This window comes from Azohydromonas sediminis (genome assembly GCF_003574675.1).
GTDB classification, from domain to species: Bacteria; Pseudomonadota; Gammaproteobacteria; order Burkholderiales; family Burkholderiaceae_C; genus Calidifontimicrobium; species Calidifontimicrobium sediminis.
The window spans coordinates 25757-41241 of record NZ_QOAZ01000009.1 but is presented as its reverse complement, the minus strand read 5'-3'; the positions used below and the strand labels follow the sequence as shown (position 1 = coordinate 41241).

Sequence of the window (15485 nt, the reverse complement as noted above, 5' to 3'; positions counted from 1 at the left end):
GCGATGCAGTACCGCGCGCCGCTGTGGCTGCCCGGCGGCCACCTGCAGACGATCTGGCCGGCGCTGTTCTCGCGCCGCCACCGCGGGCCGGCGCCGGCGTACCGGCGCGAGCGCTGGACGACGCCCGACGGCGACTTCGTCGACGTCGACTTCGTCGACGCGGCCGATGCCGCCGCGCCGCTGCTCGTGCTGTTCCATGGTCTCGAAGGGTCGTCGCGCGGCGCCTACGCGCTCGCCTTCGCCGACTGGGCGCGGCGCGCCGGCTGGCATTACGCGGTGCCGCACTTTCGCGGCTGCTCGGGCGAGCTGAACCTCGCGCCGCGCGCGTACCACTCGGGCGACTTCGAGGAGGTCGGCTGGATGCTCGCGCGGCTGCGCGAGCGCCACGGGCGGCCGCTGTACGCGGTGGGCATCTCGCTCGGCGGCAACGCGCTGCTGCGCTGGGCCGAGGAGGCCGGCGACGGTGCCGGTGCCACCGCGGTGGCGGTGGCCGCGGTGTCGTCGCCGGTCGACCTCACGGCCGGCGCTCTCGCGATCGGGCGCGGCTTCAACCGGCTGGCGTACACGCCCTACTTCCTGCGCACGATGAAGCCGAAGGCGCTCGCGAAGTGGGCGCAGCACCCGGGGCTGTTCGACCGCGAGCGCGTCGCGCGCGCACGCACGCTGCTCGAGTTCGACGACGCGTTCACCGCGCCGGTGCACGGCTTTCGCGACGCGCTCGACTACTGGACCCGCGCGTCGGCCAAGCCGCACCTGCAGCGCATCCGCATCCCGGCGCTGGTGCTCAACGCGCGCAACGACCCTTTCATCCCCGCGCGCAGCCTGCCCGCAGCGCACGAGGTCGGGCGCTGCGTGACGCTGTGGCAGCCGCCGCACGGCGGCCACGTCGGTTTCGCCAGCGGCCCGCCGCCCGGCCACGTGCTGACCCTGCCCGAAGCCGTGATGGGCTGGCTGCAGGCGCAGCGCTGACCGACACTCGCGGGCATGGACGCGATCGTCGAAGCCGCGCTGCGCAAGTGGCCGCACGTGCCGCACGTGCGCGGCTGGCTCGGGCTCGACGCACGCGGGCACTGGTGGCTGCGCGACGAAGCGGCGCAGGCCGCGGGGCCCTGGCCGGCGTCGCGCGGCAGCCGCATCGAACATCCGGCGCTGGTGGCCTTCATCGGCCGCAACTACGCAGCCGACGCGCACGGGGCGTGGTACTTCCAGAACGGACCGCAGCGCGTCTACGTCGAACTCGAGGCCGCCCCGTGGGTGTGGCGCGTGCATGTCGGCGCCGACGGCGGCGTGGCGGTCACCGCGCACACCGGCGCCGCCGCCGCGGTGCGCTCGGTGTGGCTCGACGAGCACGGGCGCGTCTTCCTCGACACCGACCTCGGTTTCGGGCTCGTGCATTCGCTCGACACCGATGCCGCCGCGCTCGCGCTCGAGCGCGGCGCGTGGCCCGCGCCGCAGACGCTGCCGTTCGCCGCGATGCCGCAGCGCTTCGGCTACCGGCTGAGCCCGCAGCGCGACGCCGGCTGAAAACGACACGGGCCTGCTCGCGCAGGCCCGTGCAACGGGGTGCGGCCGCCGCCGCGTTACTTGACGCTGTCGACCATGTACGCGACGACGGCCTTGATGTCGGCGTCCGACGCCGTCATCGCACCGCCGCGCGGCGGCATCGCGCCCTTGCCCTTGATCGCGCTGGCGGTCAGGCCGTCGACGCCGGCCGCCAGGCGCGGCGCCCATGCGGCCTTGTCGCCGAGCTTGGGTGCACCGGCAACGCCGGCGGCGTGGCAGACCTGGCAGGCCTGGGTGTACAGCGCCGGCGTCGCCGTCGCCGCAGCGGCCGCTGCCGGGGCGGGTGCGGGCGCGGGAGCGGCTGCCACCGCCGCCGGCGCGGGCGCCGCAGCAACCGCGGGCGCAGGCGCCGCTGCCGGGGCCGCAGCGGCTTCGCCGCCCGGGGCCTTCGGCTCGGGGAACTTGGCGCCGGCCTGGTTGGCCATGAAGACGACGGCGCGTCCGATCTCGTAGTCGCTGAACTGGCCGCCGCCTTGGGGCGGCATCGCGCCCTTGCCCTTGAGCGCCGAATTGAGCAGCGCGTCGTAGCCGGTGGCGATGCGCGGCGCCCACGCGGCCGCGTCGCCCGACTTCGGCGCCCCCGCGACGCCGGCGGCGTGGCAGGCGGTGCAGGCGGCCTGGTAGACCTGCTCGCCGGTGCGCACGACGGCGGCACCACCGCCCAGGCGCAGCTCGATGGTGCCCACCGGCTGCAGCCGGCGCGCGACCGCTTCGGGGCCGAGTGCGTCGGTGCCTGCAGAGGGCTTTTCGTTGCTGGCGACGAAGTTGACCAGCAGGACGATCAGGAAGATCGGCACCACGAAGGCGAGCACGACCGCCCAGACCAGCTGCCGCGGGGTCTTGATCGGGCCTTCGTGGCTTTCGTCGTGGGCGGGGGCGTGGGCGGGATCGCTGCTCATGGGGCCTCGGTGGTCGACGGTGCACTGCCGCCGCGGGCATACCATCGAGGCTGCCTGCGACGGACAAACCCGCGAATTATAGGAGCCGAGCCCCTGCGCCCGCGGCCTCGGCGGGCCGCGGCGACGCTAGATCGCCCCGGCGTCGCGCAGCGCGGCGATGCGCTGCGCGTCGATGCCCCAGTCGCGCAGCACGGCCTCGCTGTCGTGGCCGGCAGCCACCGGCGCCGCCGGCGTGGGCGCCTCGCTGCGGCTGAAGCGCGGCGCCGGTGCCGGCTGCACGACGCCGCCGATCTCGACGAACGTGCCGCGCGCGACGTTGTGCGGGTGGCGCGGCGCCTCATCCCAGTCGAGCACCGGCGCGAAGCAGGCGTCGCTGCCCTCGAGCACGGCGCACCACGCATCGCGGCTGCGCGTCGCGAACACCGCGGCCAGCCGCGCCTTGTACTGCGGCCACTGCGCCGGATCGAGCGGGCGTTTGAACTCGGCCGCGTCGAGCCCGAGGCGCGCGAGCAGCTCGGCGTGGAACTGCGGCTCGATCGCGCCGACCGCGACGTACTTGCCGTCGGCGCAGCGGTAGGTGTCGTAGAAGTGCGCGCCCGAGTCGAGCAGGTTCGTGCCGCGCTCGTTGCGCCACGCGCCGGCGGCCTTCAGGCCGTAGAACATCGCCGACAGCAGCGCCGCGCCGTCGGTCATCGCGGCATCGACGACCTGCCCGCGGCCGCTCCTTTGCGCCTCGTACAGGGCCGCGAGCACGCCGAACGCGAGCAGCATCGCGCCGCCGCCGTAGTCGCCGACGTAGTTCAGCGGCGGCACCGGCGCCTCGCCGGCGCGGCCGATCGCCTGCAGCGCGCCCGACAGCGCGATGTAGTTGATGTCGTGCCCTGCCGCGTGCGCGAGCGGCCCGCTCTGCCCCCAGCCCGTCATGCGGCCATAGACCAGGCGCGGCTGGCGCGCCAGGCACACGTCGGGGCCCAGCCCCAGGCGCTCCATCACGCCGGGGCGGAAGCCCTCGATCAGCACGTCGGCGCGCGCGACGAGGTCGAGCACGGCGTCGACGGCTCCCGGCTTGCGCAGGTCGATCGCCAGCGACCGCCGCCCGCGCGCGGCGACGTCGTACTGCGGCGGCAGGCCCAGCGCGCCCGCCGCCCCGGGGCGGTCGATGCGGATCACCTCGGCGCCGTGGTCGGCGAGCAGCATCGCGCACAGCGGCGCGGGCCCGAGCCCCACCATCTCGATCACTTTGAGTCCTGCCAGCGCACCGGGCATCGGCGTGTCTCCGCGAAGTCGTCGAAGCGCCGATTGTCGGGCGCGCCGACGCCCTTTCCACGGCGGCCGCGGGCGCCTACGATCGACGCCCCACCCACGAACGAGGAGACGACGATGGCTTCGACCGACACCGTGTGCACGCTGGTGCCGTACTTCAAGGTCCAGCCGGGCCAGATGGAGGCGTTTCGCGCGCTGTGCGAGCAGTTCGTCGCGAAGACGCGCAGCGAGAGCGGCTGCGTGCACTACGCGTTCTCGTTCGACGGCGACGCGGTGCACTGCCGCGAGGGCTACAACGACGCCGCGGCGGTGCTCGCGCACCTGGACAACGTCGGCGCCTTGCTGCAGGAGGCGCTGAAGATCGCGCAGCTCACGCGGCTCGAGGTGCACGCGCCACCGGCCGAGCTCGACAAGCTGCGTGCACCGCTGGCCGCGCTCAAGCCGCAGTTCTTCAGCGTCGAGTACGGCTTCCGCCGCTGAGGTGGGCCGCAGCCCGCCACGCGGCCGCTCGTGACAGACTGCGCGGCATCACACACGCCGCGCACCGCCCCCATGACCACGCCCCCGCCCGCCGCCACCGACACGCCGCCCGCGACGCCGCGCGCCGCGGCCTCGCTAGTCGTCGTGCGTGACGCCGCCGTCGGCATCGAGGTGCTGCTGCTGCGCCGCGCCGAGCGCGGCGACTTCAACAGCGGTGCCTGGGTGTTCCCCGGCGGGCTGCTCGACGACAGCGACCACGACGCGCACCGCCACGCCGCCGGCCTCGACGACGCGCAGGCCAGCACCCGGCTCGGGCTGCCGCACGGCGGGCTCGATTACTGGATCGCCGCGGTGCGCGAGTGCTTCGAGGAAGCCGGGCTGCTGTATGCGCGCGTGCCGGGGCAGCGCGGGCTCGTCACGCTGCACGGCGACGAGGCGCGGCGCGTCGCGGCGTGGCGCACGCCGATGCACCGCGGCGAGCGCACGCTGGCGCAACTGTGCGCGGCCACCGGCTGGGAGCTCGCGCTCGACGAGCTCGTCTACTTCAGCCACTGGCTGACGCCGCCGTCGCAGCGCAAGCGCTTCGACACACGCTTCTTCGTCGCCGCGGCGCCGCCGGTGCAGGTGGCCGCCCACGACGAGACCGAAGTCGTCGAGCAGCGCTGGCTGCGCCCGGCCGACGCGCTGGCGCAGGCCGACACGCTCAAGCTGATCACGCCGCAGCGCAAGACGCTCGAGGCGCTGGCGCGGTTCGACCGCGTCGAGGCGCTGCTCGCGTGGGCGCGGCAGCCGCGCGAGATCGCGCTGACGATGCCGATGATCGGCCGCGGCCGCGACGGCGTGCGCCCGGTGACGCCCGACGAGCCGGCCTACGCCGAGCTTGCCCGCGTGGACCCGCAGTGCCACGGCCACCACAGCTACGAGATCGAGCCCGGCCGCGCGGTGCGGCTGTCGGCGCGCATCGTGCGCGTGACGGCCGACAACGGCAGCGTGATGACGGGCCCGGGCACCAACACCTACCTCGTCGGCGGCGGCCCCGACAACGCGTGGGCCGTGATCGATCCCGGCCCCGACGACCCCGCGCACGTGCAGGCCGTGCTCGCCGCAGCGCCGGGGCCGATCCGCTGGATCTTCGTGACGCACACCCACCTGGACCACTCGCCGGCCACCGCAGCGCTGAAGGCCGCCACCGGCGCGACGGTGCACGGTCGCCGAGCGGCCCACCGCGAGTGGCAGGACGCTGCGTTTGCGCCCGACGTCGAGCTCGCCGGCGGCGAGCGCTTCGCGCTGCACGCCGACTGCACCCTGCGCGCGATCCACACGCCCGGCCACGCGTCGAACCACCTGTGCTACCTGCTCGAGGACGAGAAGCTGCTGTTCACCGGCGACCACGTGATGCAGCAGTCGACGGTGGTCATCAACCCGCCCGACGGCGACATGGCGGCGTACCTCGCGTCGCTGCGTGCGCTGCTGGCCGAAGACCTCGAGTGGCTCGCGCCCGGCCACGGCTTCCTGATGGACCGGCCGAGACAGGCGATCGAGGCCATCGTCGCGCACCGGCTGCGCCGCGAGGCCAAGGTCGTCGACGCGCTGCGCGCACTCGGCCCCGCGGCTGCCGACGCGCTGCTGCCGCGCGTCTACGACAACGTGCCGCCACGGCTGCACGGCGTCGCGCTGCGCTCGCTGAAGGCGCACCTGCTCAAGCTGGCGCACGACGGCACGGCGATCGAGCGCGACGGGCACTGGGCGCTGGCACCGGCCTCCTGACCCGGGCCGCGTGGCCGGCCGCGCCGGCGAGCGGCTCACCGCAGGGCGGCGCACGCGGCGGAACCGGCGTCCAGAGGTGCTGTCATATCATGCATGGTCATGCTCGAGCAGCGCATCCAGCAGCACTTCTTCGACGCCGCCGACCTGCTGTACCAGTCGGCCGAAGTGCTCGCCAAGCCGGTCGCCAGCGCGACGCAGGCCCTGCTCGGCAGCCTGACCGCGGGCGGCAAGCTGCTGCTCACCGGCACCGGTGCCGCGCTCGCGGTGGCGCAGGCGATGGCCGCGCAGCTCGTGGGCCGCTTCGAGCGCGACCGCCCCGGCCTCGCCGCACTGGTGCTCGGTGCCGATGCCACCGTCACCGCGGCGCTGCTGAAGGTCGCACCGCCGGGCTCGCCGCTGGCGATGCAGGTGCAGGCGCTGGGCACGCCGGGTGACGTGCTCGTCGTCTTCGCATCGGCGCCACACGACGCGGCACTCGCCGAGGCGGTGGCCGCCGCGCAGGCCCGGGACATGACCGTCGTCGCGATCACGCCGCGCGGCAGCGCGCTCGGCGCGCTGCTCGGCGAGACTGACGTCTGGATCGGCGTGCCGCACGACCGTGCGGCACGCGTGCAGGAGGTGCAGCTGCTCGTCGCGCACGCGCTGTGCGACGCGCTGGACCTGCAACTGATGGGTGAACAGGATTCCGCATGACGACTTCATCGCGCCCCACCATCCGCCGCCCGCGCGCGGCATGGCTGCTCGCCGCCGCGATCGCCGGCAGCACGCTGCTCGCCGGCTGCGCGCCGCTGGTGCTCGGCGGCGCGGCGGTCGGCACCGTGCTGGTGGCCAACGACCGCCGCACGGCGGGCATCCAGCTCGAGGACCAGGCCATCGAACTGAAGGGCCGCAACCGCGCGCGCGACGTCGTCGGTGACCGCGGCCACGTCAACGTCACGAGCTACAACCGCATCGTGCTGCTGACCGGCGAGGTGCCCACCGACGCCGACCGCGCGCGCGTCGAGGAGGCGGTCAAGGGCATCGACAACGTGCGCTCCGTCGTCAACGAGCTGGCCGTGATGCCGGCCAGCTCGCTGACCGAACGCGCCAACGACGGCCTGCTGACGAGCCGCGTCAAGGCCTCGTTCATCGATGTCAAGGACCTCGACGCGACCGCCGTCAAGGTCGTCACCGAACGCGGCGTCGTGCACCTGATGGGCCGGGTCACCGAGGCCGAGGCGCAGCGAGCGACCGAGCTGGCGCGCGGCGTGCGCGGCGTGCAGAAGGTCGTGCGCGTGTTCGAGCTGATCACGCCGGAGGAACTGGCGGCGATGCGCCGCTCGGGCGGCTGAACGCCGCGTCGCGGCGTCAGACGATCGTCAGGTGCTCGGTGCCGGCCGCGAGGTCGGGGTTGCGCGCGCGCTGGCTGTTGAGCTTGATGTTCAGCCGCAGGTCGTTGAGCGAGTCGGCGTTGCGCAGCGCATCCTCGTAGGTGATCAGCCGCGCCTCGTAGAGGTCGAACAGCGCCTGGTCGAAGGTCTGCATCCCGAGCTCGCGGCTGCGCTTCATCAGCTCCTTGATCTCGCCGACCTCGCCCTTGAAGATCAGGTCCGACACCAGCGGCGTGTTGAGCAGGATCTCGACCGCCGCGATGCGCCCCTTGGTTTCCTGCCGCGGCAGCAGCCGCTGCGAGACGATGGCCTTGAGGTTCAGCGACAGGTCCATCAGCAGCTGCGGCCGGCGCTCCTCGGGGAAGAAGTTGATGATGCGGTCCAGCGCCTGGTTGGCGCTGTTGGCGTGCAGCGTGGCCAGGCACAGGTGACCGGTCTCGGCGAAGGCGACCGCGTGCTCCATCGTCTCGCGGTCGCGGATCTCGCCCATCAGGATCACGTCGGGCGCCTGGCGCAGCGTGTTCTTCAGCGCTTGCTCCCAGCTGTCGGTGTCGATGCCGACCTCGCGCTGCGTGACGATGCAGTTCTTGTGCGGGTGCACGAACTCGACCGGGTCCTCGACGGTGATGATGTGGCCGAACGAGTTCTCGTTGCGCCAGTCGACCATCGCCGCCAGCGACGTGCTCTTGCCCGAGCCGGTGGCGCCGACGAAGATGACCAGCCCGCGCTTGGTCATCGCGACGTCCTTCAGGATCTTCGGCAGACCGAGTCCGTCGATCGTCGGGATCTGCTGCGGGATCGTGCGCATCACGAGGCCGACGTTGCCCTGCTGCATGAAGGCGTTGACGCGGAAGCGCCCGATGCCCTGTGGCGAGATCGCGAAGTTGCACTCCTTCGTGCGCTCGAACTCGGCGGCCTGCTTGTCGTTCATCACCGCGCGCGCCAGGGCCAGCGTGTGCTGGCCCGTCAGCGGCTGCGGGCTGACCTTCGTGACCTTGCCGTCGACCTTGATCGCCGGCGGGAAGTCGGCGGTCAGGAACAGGTCCGAGCCGTTGCGCGACACCATCAGCCGCAGCAGGTCGTGGACGAACTTGGAAGCCTGATCACGTTCCATCGCGGGGTTCCTCGTCGGGCGGCGCCGGTCAGCCGGGGAAGTTCTCGGGGGTCTTGGCCTTGCTGCGCGCCTCGGCCGGCGAGATCACGTTGCGTCGCACCAGGTCGGCCAGGTTCTGGTCGAGCGTCTGCATGCCCAGGCTCTGGCCGGTCTGGATCGCCGAGTACATCTGCGCGATCTTGTTCTCGCGGATCAGGTTCTTGATCGCCGAGGTGCCGAGCATGATCTCGTGCGCGGCCACGCGGCCCGATCCGTCCTTGAGCTTGCACAGCGTCTGCGAGATCACCGCCACCAGCGACTCCGACAGCATCGCGCGCACCATCTCCTTCTCGGCGGCGGGGAACACGTCGACGATGCGGTCGATCGTCTTGGCCGCGCTCGAGGTGTGCAGCGTGCCGAACACGAGGTGGCCGGTCTCGGCGGCGGTCAGCGCCAGGCGGATCGTCTCGAGGTCGCGCATCTCGCCGACCAGGATCGCGTCGGGGTCCTCGCGCAGCGCCGAACGCAGCGCGTTCGAGAAAGACAGCGTGTGCGGACCGACCTCGCGCTGGTTGATCAGGCACTTCTTCGACTCGTGGACGAACTCGATCGGGTCCTCGACCGTCAGGATGTGCCCGTACTCGTTCTCGTTGAGGTGGTTGATCATCGCCGCCAGCGTCGTGCTCTTGCCGCTGCCGGTGGGCCCGGTGACGAGCACGAGGCCGCGCGGCTTGAGCGCGAGCTCGCCGAAGACCTTCGGCGCGTTGAGCTGCTCGAGCGTCAGGATCTTGCTCGGGATCGTGCGGAACACGGCGCCGGCGCCGCGGTTCTGGTTGAACGCGTTGACGCGAAAGCGCGCCAGCCCCTGGATCTCGAACGAGAAGTCGCACTCGAGCGTGTCCTCGTAGTGCTTGCGCTGGCTGTCGTTCATGATGTCGTACACCATGTCGTGCACTTGCTTGTGCTCGAGCGGGTCGACATTGATGCGGCGCACGTCGCCGTGCACGCGGATCATCGGCGGCAGCCCCGCCGACAGGTGCAGGTCCGAGGCCTTGTTCTTGACCGAGAAGGCCAGCAGCTGGGTGATGTCCATGAAGACAGACTAAGCTCGATCCATTATGGCGACCATATCGGCCAATCTCCAGCAAGTCAGAGGGCGCATCGCCGCGGCGTGCGCGCGTGCCGGCCGGCCCGTGGAAAGCGTCACGCTGCTGGCCGTGAGCAAGACCTTCGGCACCGAGGCGGTGCGCGCCGCGCACGCTGCCGGCCAGCGCGCATTCGGCGAGAACTACGTGCAGGAGGCGCTGGCCAAGATCGGTGCGCTGGCCGACCTGCGCCGCGAGCTCGAGTGGCACCTGATCGGCCCGCTGCAGAGCAACAAGACGCGCCCGGTCGCCGAGGCATTCGACTGGGTGCATGCGGTGGACCGCCTCAAGATCGCGCAGCGGCTGGCCGAGCAGCGCCCGCCCGGCCTGCCGCCGCTGCAGGTGTGCCTGCAGGTCAACGTCAGCGGCGAGGCGAGCAAGAGCGGCGTGGCGCCCGCCGAGGTGCCGGCGCTCGCGCACGCGGTGGCCGCGCTGCCGCGCGAGCGGCTGGTGCTGCGCGGGCTGATGGCGATTCCCGAGCCGGCGGCCGAGTTCGACGCGCAGCGCCGCCCGCACCGCGCCCTGCGCGAGCTGCTGCTCGCGCTGCGCGACCAGGGGCTGGCGCTGGACACGCTGTCGATGGGGATGAGCGCCGACCTCGAGGCCGCGATCGCCGAAGGGGCGACGATCGTGCGCGTCGGCACCGCCATCTTCGGCACGCGCTGAGCCGCCACCAGCGTCCCCGCACGGCGCTCGCGGCCGGCGCCCGCCCGCTTCGTCCGTGTCGTCGGCGCGCGCCCCGCAGCTCAGTCGAGCTTGAGCCCGATGCGGCGGATGATCGGCCCCCAACGCTGCGTGTCGGCGGCCACCGCGGCGGCGAAGTCGGCGGCGCTGCCGCCCACCGGCGTCAAGCCGGCGGCGTCGAGCTTGGCGCGCACGTCGGGGTCGCGCAGCACGGCGTTGACGTCGGCATTGATGCGCGCCACGACGGCGGCCGGGGTGCCGGCGGGCACGAACAGCCCGTTCCACGCCAGCGCCTCGACGTTCGGGTAGCCGGCCTCGGCCATCGTCGGCAGGCTCTTCAGCGACTCGGGGCGCTGCGCACTCGTGACGGCGAGCAGCTTGACGCGCCCGGCCTGCACGTGCGGCAGCATCGCCGGCGCGACCATCATCGTCGCGTCGACCTCGCCCTGCGCGACCGCCATCGCGCTCGGCGGCGAGCCGTTGTAAGGCACGTGCGTGCCGGCGATGCCGGCGTCGGCGAGGAACAGCTCCATCGTCAGGTGCGACGAGCTGCCCTTGCCCAGTGACGAGTAGTTCAGCCCGCCCGGCTTGGCCTTGGCCCACGCGACGAACTCCTTGACGTTGGTCGCCGGCACGCCGGCGTGGACGGCCAGCACGTTGGGCTGCGACGTCGTCATCACGACGGGCACCAGATCCTTCGCCGGGTCGTACGGCAGCTTCGCATACATGAACGGCGCGAACGAGATCGGGCCGTTGAACGACAGCACCATCGTGTGGCCGTCGGGCGCGGCCTTGGCCGCCGCGTCGGTGCCGAGCAGACCGCCGGCGCCGACGCGGTTCTCGACGACGACCGGGTGGCCCCAGCGCTCCTTGAGCTTGTCGCTCATCAGCCGCACGACGATGTCGAGCGAGCTGCCGGCCGGTGCCGGCACGACGATCTTGACCGGCTGCGTCGGCCACGCGGGCTGCGCGAAGCCGGCGACGGGCAGCGTGGCGGTCAGGGCGAGGGCGAGCAGGTGGCGACGTTGCATGGCAGGGCCGCGCGGCAGTGCGGGGAATGCAAGGATGAGATTCGATGTTACGCGCGGCAGCGGCCGCTTCGTGTCACCATCGCGCCCATGCCGACTGCGCCCGCCCGGTGATGATCGTCCGCCTGCTGCTCGGCCTCGCGCTGGCCGTCGTGCTGTTCGTCGGCTATGTGTTCGCGATGCTCCACTGGAACTACTCCGAGGGCGAGCGTGCCGGCTGGGTGCAGAAGCTGTCGAAGAAGGGCTGGATCTGCAAGACCTGGGAAGGCGAGCTGGCCCTCGTCTCGCTGCCGGGCAGCACGGTCGAGAAGTTCCCGTTCACGGTGCGCGACGACGCGGTGGCGGCGCAGATCATGCAGGTCATGGGCAAGCGCGTGACGCTGCACTACGAGGAGAAGGTCGGTCTGCCGACGAGCTGCTTCGGCGAGACGCGGTACTTCGTCACCGGCGTCACGCTGTCGAGCGACATCCCGCTGGCGCCGGGCATCACGCTGCCGAGCCCCGCCGAGCCGTCGGCGTCGCCTGCGCGCTGAGCGCGCGCCCGCGTCACGGGTACAGCCCGCGCTCCTGGCGCGCCATCAGGATGCGCTCGCACGCGACGGCGAACGCGGCGGTGCGCAGACCGATGCGGTGGCGGTCGGCGGTGTCCCAGATCGTCTTCAGCGCGCCGACGAGGATCTTGTCGAGCCGCACGTTGATCTCGTCCTCGGTCCAGAAGAACGAGCTGAAGTCCTGCACCCACTCGAAGTAGCTGACCGTCACGCCGCCGGCGTTGCAGATCACGTCGGGCACGACGAGGATGCCTCGCTCGGCGAGCACGTCGTCGGCGGGCGGCAGCGTCGGGCCGTTGGCGCCTTCGAGGATCAGGCGCGCGCAAATGCGCCGCGCGCGCTCGGCGGTGATCTGCCCCTCGAGTGCGGCCGGGATCAGCACGTCGCACGGCACGTCCCAGAACGACTCGCCGTCGATGGCATCGCCGCCGGGAAAGCCCGCGACGCCGCCGTGCGCACGCACGTGCGGCATGAGCGCCGCGAAGTCGAATCCGGCCGGGTTCACGACGATGCCCGTGTGGTCCTGGATCGCGACGACCTTCGCGCCGGCCTGCACGAACAGCTCGGCCGCCGCCGAGCCGACGTTGCCGAAGCCCTGCACCGCAACGCGCGCGCCGTCGAGCGCCAGCCCGATGCGCCGCGCCGCCTCGCGCCCGGTGACGAACACGCCGCGGCCGGTGGCCTTGACGCGCCCGAGCGAGCCGCCGAGGTGGATCGGCTTGCCGGTGACGACGCCGGTCACGGTGGCGCCGACGTTCATGCTGTAGGTGTCCATCATCCACGCCATCACCTGCGCGTCGGTGTTGACGTCGGGCGCCGGGATGTCCTGCTGCGGGCCGATCACGAGGCCGATCTCGCTCGTGTAGCGGCGCGTCAGCCGCTCGAGCTCCTTGCGCGACAGCGCCTTCGGGTCGACGCGGATGCCACCCTTGGCGCCGCCGAACGGCAAGTTCACCGCGGCGTTCTTGATGCTCATCCACGCCGCCAGCGCCATCACCTCCTCGAGCGTGACCTGCGGGTGGTAGCGCACGCCGCCCTTGCCGGGCCCGCGGCTGAGGTTGTGCTGCACGCGAAAGCCCTCGAAGTGCGCGACGCGGCCGTCGTCGAGTTCGATCGGCACGTCGACGACGAGCGCGCGCTTCGGCCGGCGCAGCGTCTCGGCCCAGCGCGCCAGCGGCCCGAGGTACGGCAGCACGCGGTCGACCTGCGCGAGGTAGGTGCGCCACGGGCTGTCGGGGCCCGGGTCGACGTACGACAGCGGCTCGTTCATCGCGCACTCCTCGCAGCGGGGACACGCGAGCCTACACTGCGTCCATGACCGACACCACCATCGCGTTCATCGGCGGCGGCAACATGGCCGCCGCCATCGTCGGCGGCCTCGTGCGCGCGGGCCGCGCGCCGGGTTCGATCGTCGTCGTCGAGCCCGACGCCGCGCAGCGCGAGCGGCTGGCCGCACGGCACGGCGTGCGCACGCTGGCCGGCGCCGACGCGACGCTCGCGCAGGCCGCGCTCGTCGTCTGGGCCGTCAAGCCGCAGGTCTTCGCCGCGGCAGCGGCGCCGTGCGCGGTGCACGTGCGCGGCGCGCTGCAGCTCAGCGTGATGGCCGGCATCCGCAGCGACGCGATCGCACGCGCGACCGGCAGCGACGCCGTCGTGCGCGCGATGCCCAACACGCCAGCGCTGATCGGCCAGGGCATCAGCGGTCTGTACGCGCGGCCGGCGGTGACGCCGGCGCAGTGCGCCGCGGTCGAGCAGGTGCTCGCGCCGACCGGGCGCGTGCTGTGGGTCGGCGCCGAGAGCGACCTCGACGCCGTGACCGCGCTGTCGGGCTCGGGGCCCGCCTACGTGTTCTACCTCGTCGAGGCGATGGAAGCCGCCGCCGTCGAGATGGGGCTGAGCGCCGCGCAGGGACGCGAGCTGGCGCTGGCCACGGTGGCCGGCGCCGCGGCGCAGGCGCAGCAGTCGGGCGAGCCGCCGGCGGTGCTGCGCGAGCGCGTGACGTCCAAGGGCGGCACGACGCACGCGGCGATCACATCGATGGAGGCCGACGGCGTCAAGGCCGCCGTCGTGCGCGCGATCGTCGCTGCACAGCGGCGCGCGAAGGAACTCGGCGACGAGTTCGGCTGAGCGACGCGCCGCCGCAGCCGGCCGGCGCCGCGGCGCTCAGCGCAGCGCGAGGTCCAGTGCGGTGCCGGCGAACAGCGCGAAGCCGACCCAGTGGTTCAGGCGGAACGCCTTGAAGCAGCCGTCGCGCCGGCGCTCGCGGATCAGCGTCCAGTGCCACAGCGCCTGCAGCGCCGCGACGCCAACGCCGGCGAGGAACCACGCCCCCAGCCCGAGCGAACGCCCGATCGCGGCCCAGCTCACGAGGTGGATCGCGTAGAACGCCATCACGGCGGCGACGTCGTGGCGGCCGAGCGTGATCGCCGAGGTGTGGATGCCGATCTTCAGGTCGTCGTCGCGGTCGACCATCGCGTACTCGGTGTCGTAGGCGAGCACCCAGAACAGGTTCGACAGCAGCAGCGCCCACGCGTGCGGCGGCACCGCGTCGGCCACCGCGGCCGGCGAGCGGTCGCTGCCGCCGAGCACGGCGGCGAACGCCATCGGGATGCCGAAGCTGAACGCGACGCCGAGCACCGCCTGTGGCATCGAGACGACGCGTTTCGCGTAGGGGTACGCGATCGCAATCGCGAGTGCGGCGAACGACAGCAGCACCGTCGGCGGGTTGGTCGACAGCACGAGCGCGAACGCGGCCAGCGCGAGCGCCGCACCCACCGCCAGCGCCTCGGGCACCGGCAGCGCGCCGCGCGTGACGGGGCGCCGCGCGGTGCGCTCGACGTGGCGGTCGAACTCGCGGTCGGCGACGTCATTGACGGCGCAGCCGGCGCTTCGCATCAGGATCGTGCCGAGCACGAACACGGCGACGAGATGCCAGCCAGGGAAGCCGTCGGCGGCGATCCACAGCGCCGACAGCGTCGGCCACAACAGCAGCAGCCAGCCGGCCGGACGGTCCCAGCGGATCAGGTCGAGGTACAGCGCCAGCCGCGACGGTGGCGAGGTGACGGCGGTGCTCACGCGCCGATTATCGGAGCCCGGCACGGAACCCGGGGCGGCGCGCCGGCTCGAAAAGATTTCCGATCGAGGCGCCTGTGCCGCACGCGCCGCGCACACCCACCCGCCGAGGAGACACCGATGTCCGAGCACGCGATCGACTCGCCCCAAGCCCTGGCCCAGGTCCTGATCCTGGCCGTCGTCGCCGACACCGAGTTCGACGCGCGCGAGCTCGCGATCCTCGACGAGCTCGACGCCTACGCCCGCCTCGGCACGACGCGCGAAGCGTTCCTGCGCCAGGCGCTCGCGCACGCCCAGAGCACGCGGCTGGGCGAGCGCGGCTACCTGCGCATGTCGGACATCGCGCAGATCGACGCGGCGCTCGAGGCGGTGCGCGACCCGGCCAAGCGCCTGCTCGTGTGCCGGCTCGCCGCCAGCGTGATCACGGCCGACGGTCGCGTGCACGACGTCGAACGGCTCGTGTTCGACCACATGCTGTGCCGCTGGGGGCTGACGCGCTCGATGGTCTCGCGCGCGATCCTGGCCAACCGGTGGCCGGCACCGGCCTGAGCCCCGTCCCGGCATGCGCAG

Annotated in this window: 17 protein-coding genes; 10 read left to right on the top strand and 7 right to left on the bottom strand. The window is 72.8% G+C overall.

The window, feature by feature from the left end; genetic code table 11:
- The first annotated feature begins 3 nt into the window (after window positions 1-3).
- Both DRV96_RS07080 and DRV96_RS07075 read left to right on the top strand, forming a co-directional pair.
- Window positions 4-969 (top strand): YheT family hydrolase, encoded by a 966-nt coding sequence (locus tag DRV96_RS07080; RefSeq protein WP_119289311.1) that lies wholly within the window; start codon window positions 4-6, stop codon window positions 967-969.
- A gap of 15 nt (window positions 970-984) precedes the next feature.
- Window positions 985-1524, top strand: a complete 540-nt coding sequence (locus tag DRV96_RS07075; protein ID WP_119289309.1) for a DUF2946 family protein — start codon at window positions 985-987, stop codon at window positions 1522-1524.
- A gap of 56 nt (window positions 1525-1580) precedes the next feature.
- Here the strand turns inward: DRV96_RS07075 and DRV96_RS07070 are convergent, their stop codons facing one another.
- The gene (locus DRV96_RS07070) at window positions 1581-2462 is read right to left on the bottom strand and encodes a c-type cytochrome (RefSeq protein WP_119289308.1); all 882 of its coding nucleotides are present in this window, start codon (window positions 2460-2462) and stop codon (window positions 1581-1583) included.
- Window positions 2463-2588: 126 nt separating this feature from the next.
- On the bottom strand, window positions 2589-3728 hold the full coding sequence (locus DRV96_RS07065; protein WP_119289305.1) for a CaiB/BaiF CoA transferase family protein: 1140 nt from the start codon (window positions 3726-3728) through the stop codon (window positions 2589-2591).
- Between the two features lie 114 nt (window positions 3729-3842).
- On the opposite strand from DRV96_RS07065, the gene DRV96_RS07060 reads away from it, so the two are divergent.
- From DRV96_RS07060 to DRV96_RS07045, 4 genes are all read left to right on the top strand, one after another.
- On the top strand, window positions 3843-4205 hold the full coding sequence (locus tag DRV96_RS07060) for a putative quinol monooxygenase (protein ID WP_119289303.1): 363 nt from the start codon (window positions 3843-3845) through the stop codon (window positions 4203-4205).
- Between the two features lie 72 nt (window positions 4206-4277).
- On the top strand, window positions 4278-5972 hold the full coding sequence (locus DRV96_RS07055; protein WP_119289301.1) for an MBL fold metallo-hydrolase: 1695 nt from the start codon (window positions 4278-4280) through the stop codon (window positions 5970-5972).
- 99 nt (window positions 5973-6071) lie between these two features.
- Entirely contained in the window at window positions 6072-6665 is a 594-nt protein-coding gene (locus tag DRV96_RS07050) for an SIS domain-containing protein (RefSeq protein WP_119289453.1), read from the top strand.
- Window positions 6662-7303 carry a BON domain-containing protein gene (locus tag DRV96_RS07045; RefSeq protein ID WP_119289298.1) on the top strand — a complete coding sequence of 214 codons (642 nt, stop codon included), beginning with the start codon at window positions 6662-6664 and terminating at the stop codon, window positions 7301-7303. Before DRV96_RS07050 ends, DRV96_RS07045 begins: the two co-directional genes overlap by 4 nt.
- Before the next feature lie 16 nt (window positions 7304-7319).
- On the opposite strand, the gene DRV96_RS07040 is transcribed toward DRV96_RS07045, so the two are convergent.
- Window positions 7320-8456 (bottom strand): PilT/PilU family type 4a pilus ATPase, encoded by a 1137-nt coding sequence (locus DRV96_RS07040; protein ID WP_119289296.1) that lies wholly within the window; start codon window positions 8454-8456, stop codon window positions 7320-7322.
- Window positions 8457-8484: 28 nt separating this feature from the next.
- Complete coding sequence (locus tag DRV96_RS07035) at window positions 8485-9528, bottom strand: type IV pilus twitching motility protein PilT (protein WP_119289294.1); 1044 nt, start codon at window positions 9526-9528, stop codon at window positions 8485-8487.
- A 25-nt stretch (window positions 9529-9553) separates the two neighbouring features.
- Here DRV96_RS07035 and DRV96_RS07030 point away from each other — a divergent pair, with 25 nt between their 5' ends.
- A complete protein-coding gene (locus DRV96_RS07030; protein WP_119289292.1) occupies window positions 9554-10246 on the top strand; it encodes a YggS family pyridoxal phosphate-dependent enzyme in 693 nt (230 codons plus the stop codon).
- A gap of 80 nt (window positions 10247-10326) precedes the next feature.
- On the opposite strand, the gene DRV96_RS07025 is transcribed toward DRV96_RS07030, so the two are convergent.
- On the bottom strand, window positions 10327-11295 hold the full coding sequence (locus tag DRV96_RS07025) for a Bug family tripartite tricarboxylate transporter substrate binding protein (protein ID WP_119289290.1): 969 nt from the start codon (window positions 11293-11295) through the stop codon (window positions 10327-10329).
- A 110-nt stretch (window positions 11296-11405) separates the two neighbouring features.
- On the opposite strand from DRV96_RS07025, the gene DRV96_RS07020 reads away from it, so the two are divergent.
- Window positions 11406-11825, top strand: coding sequence for a hypothetical protein (locus DRV96_RS07020; RefSeq protein ID WP_119289287.1), 420 nt, complete (start codon window positions 11406-11408; stop codon window positions 11823-11825).
- Between the two features lie 13 nt (window positions 11826-11838).
- On the opposite strand, the gene DRV96_RS07015 is transcribed toward DRV96_RS07020, so the two are convergent.
- Window positions 11839-13113: a Glu/Leu/Phe/Val family dehydrogenase gene (locus DRV96_RS07015; RefSeq protein ID WP_119289285.1), complete on the bottom strand. Its 1275-nt coding sequence runs from the start codon at window positions 13111-13113 to the stop codon at window positions 11839-11841.
- A 44-nt stretch (window positions 13114-13157) separates the two neighbouring features.
- Here DRV96_RS07015 and proC point away from each other — a divergent pair, with 44 nt between their 5' ends.
- Window positions 13158-13970, top strand: coding sequence for a pyrroline-5-carboxylate reductase (gene proC, locus DRV96_RS07010; protein WP_119289283.1), 813 nt, complete (start codon window positions 13158-13160; stop codon window positions 13968-13970).
- Between the two features lie 36 nt (window positions 13971-14006).
- Here proC and ubiA read toward each other — a convergent pair whose 3' ends face one another.
- The gene (gene ubiA / locus DRV96_RS18375; RefSeq protein WP_210756990.1) at window positions 14007-14918 is read right to left on the bottom strand and encodes a 4-hydroxybenzoate octaprenyltransferase; all 912 of its coding nucleotides are present in this window, start codon (window positions 14916-14918) and stop codon (window positions 14007-14009) included.
- A gap of 117 nt (window positions 14919-15035) precedes the next feature.
- On the opposite strand from ubiA, the gene DRV96_RS18370 reads away from it, so the two are divergent.
- Window positions 15036-15464, top strand: a complete 429-nt coding sequence (locus DRV96_RS18370) for a hypothetical protein (RefSeq protein ID WP_210756989.1) — start codon at window positions 15036-15038, stop codon at window positions 15462-15464.
- Window positions 15465-15485 lie beyond the last annotated feature (21 nt).